Source organism: Parabacteroides acidifaciens (genome assembly GCF_003363715.1).
Lineage (GTDB): Bacteria > Bacteroidota > Bacteroidia > Bacteroidales > Tannerellaceae > Parabacteroides > Parabacteroides acidifaciens.
The window spans coordinates 1-3,870 of the sequence record NZ_QREV01000106.1 but is presented as its reverse complement, the minus strand read 5'-3'; the positions used below and the strand labels follow the sequence as shown (position 1 = coordinate 3,870).

Here is a 3,870-nt window from a genome sequence, read left to right as displayed (position 1 = left end):
GACGAGTGGTGCGCCGACAATCTGAAATACTTCGCCGACACGTTCGGAAAGGAGAACATCGTGGCGGCTCACCTGCATCGGGACGAGGAAACGCCGCACATACACGTTACGCTCGTCCCCATCGTCAAAGGGGAGCGCAAGCGCAGGAAAAGGGAGGAACAGACGAAGAAGCGATACCGCAAGAAGCCGACCGACACCGCAAGGCTGTGCGCAGACGATATTATGACACGATTGAAATTGAAGTCTTACCAAGATACCTATGCCGAAGCGATGGCGAAATACGGGCTGCAAAGGGGGATAGACGGCTCGAAGGCTCGCCACAAGTCCACGCAACAATATTATAGGGACATACAGAAACTCGCCGACAGCCTCAAATCGGAGGTGGTGGATTTGCAGCAGCAGAAAGAAACGGCGCAGGAGGAACTAAGACGGGCGAAAAAAGAAATACAGACCGAGAAACTGAAAGGGGCGGCAACCACCGCAGCCACCAACATCGCCGAGAGTGTCGGTTCTCTTTTCGGCAGCAACAAAGTCAAGACATTGGAAAGGGAGAACACCGCCCTGCATAGGGAAGTTGCCGACCACGAGGAAACGATAGAGGCACTGCAAGACAAGATACAGACCATGCAGACCGACCATAACCGACAACTGTTGGATATGCAGCAGAAGCACCGAAAGGAGATGGCGGACAAGGAAACGAAGCACAAGGAGGAAATATCGTTTCTGAAAACGGTAATCGCAAAGGCGACGGCATGGTTTCCCTATTTCCGTGAAATGCTGCGCATGGAGAACCTCTGCCGCCTTGTCGGGTTCGATGAAAGGCAGACAGCAACGCTCGTCAGCGGCAAGCCGTTGGAGTATGCAGGCGAACTCTATTCGGAGGAACACAAGCGGAAATTTACGACCGAAAGGGCTGGCTTCCAAGTGATGAAAGACACGACAGACAAAACGAAGTTAGTCCTTGCCATCGACCGAAAGCCCATTGCCGAGTGGTTCAAGGAACAATTCGACAAGTTAAGGCAGAACATACACCGACCTATACAGCCGCAAAGGAAAGGTAGGGGGATGAAACTATAATTGGATTATTGCGCTGGAAAACAAAAAAGTACCGTTCATAAATGACTGATGAACGGTACTTTTTTGTAACTTTGCTATTGGATTTCAACACGATATTCTTATGAAAAAGTGGCAGAAAATATTACTAATATTTTGTCATATAGTAACAGTGTCTCTATTCGCTTATATTTTGATAAACGGCTTACAGTTACGTTGGCGGTTGGGATATGTTATATTTTGGATAGCCGCCCTGTCAGGAATAGCACTCTATTTTACACATTTCAACAAGTATATATGCAATGCTCTGATTAAGTTATATGCTTTTTGTTGGGTATTGCTCTCAATAATAGGCGGAGTAATTACATTCCTGACTTATGATTCGGTTTATTGTGAAACAGATGAATATATAATGAAGGAAGCAAAAGGTTTTATGGGTTTTGATACTGCAGTCTTATATAAAAAGTATGGATTACGTGAAATAGAGATTCACCGTTACGAGTTGGTTTTCCCGAAGTCCATTACTCCGATAGATTCTCTCGGTGCTATTATTATCTATGGCGAATATCCAGATGGAGAAGGTGGATGTGACAAAGGTGCGGTTGTATATCCGATGAATGATGAAATCTATTATAACAACATTGACAAAATCAAAGAATATGCCGAGCAATGTCACATTTCGTTTGACTCTCTCTAACATATAGCGGAAATGGAAGCAATAGACAACAGAACAAATCAACCAGTGAATAAACGGACGGCATTTTTGCGGTTTATGCGATATGTGTCGGTGTTCGCTGTCACACTATGGCTTATCGTGTTTTTAAATACTTCATTAAGCACAAATGAATGGCATCGGCTAACGTGGCTGGCATTGACGGTGTTCTTTTTCTTCATCACTTTACCGATACTTGGATTTTGGATATACTCTTTTATAAGGGCGGTAATAACGCGCACTAAGACAGATAACCTATTGCTTCTTTTTCATATTGCAGACTTAATTCTGTTAAGTGTGTCAATCTATTTAGGCAATCGGACATACCTGGATTGTAATGCCGACATTATGGCAGAACACTATGAAATGGAAGGTGATTGGATGAGAAATATCGCAAAATACGACCGTCTTATGTTGCCAGACAGTACTCGACTCGTTATCGAATTTGGTGAAGATGGATATATTCCGCAAGCAGATTATTTGGACGAGCGATTTCTGAGAATATTGAAGAACCATTTGGACGATGTAGGCTGTATAGGAATAGAAATAGATAACTATCAAACTGTAGATTATACAAAATTCCGATTCCGCCGTGACGGGATGGGAATGTATTCATTCCGATTGTATGATACTCCTCTCACCCATGAACAGCAAGACAGCTTAAATGCTAACGAGTGTTTGGTTGTTTATAACGATTCTACTGTTTTTGAATTTGGTGGTGGAGTGATAGGCGTTCAGTATTTTGTTGGCAAGCAAGAATATTTGGAGAAGAAAAAACAAGGAGAGTATGAAACTAACCGATAGACGATTCTGGAAATTTGAGGCAATCGTGCTGATATGCACAAGTATCTGCATATTTATATTGTGGATAAACCATTTATTGTGGTTCAATTTCGCTGCTATTGCCTTTTGCTGTCTGTTTCTTGTTGGCGGTATCATGGCATGGAAACTATACAAAGGCAACCAATGGTGGAAATTGGCAGGGTATCTGTTTCTGATTACAACGGTACTTCTTGCCATTGTGTTGTTCAGCTTTGTATGGGATTGGAATGATAATGGCGAACGCCCTGCAAATTTATCTCCTGACGAAGGACACTACATAACCAATAACGAGTTGGTCGGAATTATAATGTTACTTTGGTTAATCTGCGTTCCTATTCTATCTTGTGCCATTTCATACATTGCCAAACGGGTATTATGTAAAAACGACAGAGGGGAACAATGAAAAAGAGATATTACAACAATATCCACTAAAAGTCCTACAATCCTTATGGTGGCTTGTAGGGCAGTTTCCTTTGAGGGATTATTCCTAAATCCTATTTTGTTTTATTCCTTAAATCATTCCATACTTTATCTATTTCGGTTTCTCCGTCAAAATAAGGATATTGTTCGCTTCTTCGGAATGTTTCCCCATTAGGTACAATGATAATTTTATCCGAGTCGGGATATTCACATATATCATGACCGATATATGAACGTAAATCAAGATAAGTACAAGGTTCATCGGTATGATTATAAAGTTGGTGTGCGCCAGCTTCTCCCGCCTCAAAAAACATTATATCCCCTTCATGTACTTCTTCAAACCCATCGGAAGTACGCAAAGTAGCAGAGCCAGACAATATAAGGAATATCTCTTCCGCATAACGATGAAAGTGATAGGCAGCACAATACTCGTGTGGATTAAGCTGACGTAAATCAAAATTCAGATATTGCGGTTTGATACCTTTTCTTTCACGTGAAATATCCGTAAAGAGACGAAATCCATCAATTTTATTAGGATTGGGTTGATAGTCCCGTTCTGTTTTTCTAATGATTGTTGCCATAACCAAATTCTACTTTGTTCAACAGTGCAAAATTAGCACTATTCTTTCAAAGAGAGGAGTTTATGCAAGAATAATTAGATAAATAATATTTGAATGGAATGCAAACACTTGTACTTTCAAATAATTATTCTACCTTTGCAAATAGAAAGAGTTATTTGACAGCATAGCACCGCAAATCGCTGAAATTCGCACGGTTGCTAAATCGTTACCACTACTTCTCAAATAATTCGCTAAAAGTTTATTCCTCAATTGGTTAAGTCAAACCGATGAAAATCTAAAATA

The 3,870-nt window shown here is 41.2% G+C and carries 5 protein-coding genes; 4 read left to right on the top strand and 1 reads right to left on the bottom strand.

All coding sequences use genetic code 11. The annotated features are described in order from the left end of the window. The 4 genes from mobV to DWU89_RS20200 form a co-directional block, all read left to right on the top strand. Positions 1–1,077 (top strand): MobV family relaxase (gene mobV / locus DWU89_RS20215; protein ID WP_115501428.1); only part of this gene is annotated, 1,077 nt, incomplete at its 5' end. A 100-nt stretch (positions 1,078–1,177) separates the two neighbouring features. Next, positions 1,178–1,750 carry a hypothetical protein gene (locus DWU89_RS20210; RefSeq protein WP_147292164.1) on the top strand — a complete coding sequence of 191 codons (573 nt, stop codon included), beginning with the start codon at positions 1,178–1,180 and terminating at the stop codon, positions 1,748–1,750. 12 nt (positions 1,751–1,762) lie between these two features. Next, entirely contained in the window at positions 1,763–2,569 is an 807-nt protein-coding gene (locus DWU89_RS20205) for a hypothetical protein (RefSeq protein ID WP_147292163.1), read from the top strand. Further along, the gene (locus DWU89_RS20200; RefSeq protein ID WP_115501425.1) at positions 2,553–2,990 is read left to right on the top strand and encodes a hypothetical protein; all 438 of its coding nucleotides are present in this window, start codon (positions 2,553–2,555) and stop codon (positions 2,988–2,990) included. The genes DWU89_RS20205 and DWU89_RS20200 overlap by 17 nt, the downstream gene beginning before the upstream one ends. A 91-nt stretch (positions 2,991–3,081) precedes the next feature. Here DWU89_RS20200 and DWU89_RS20195 read toward each other — a convergent pair whose 3' ends face one another. Further along, complete coding sequence (locus DWU89_RS20195; protein ID WP_115501424.1) at positions 3,082–3,588, bottom strand: cupin domain-containing protein; 507 nt, start codon at positions 3,586–3,588, stop codon at positions 3,082–3,084. Positions 3,589–3,870 lie beyond the last annotated feature (282 nt).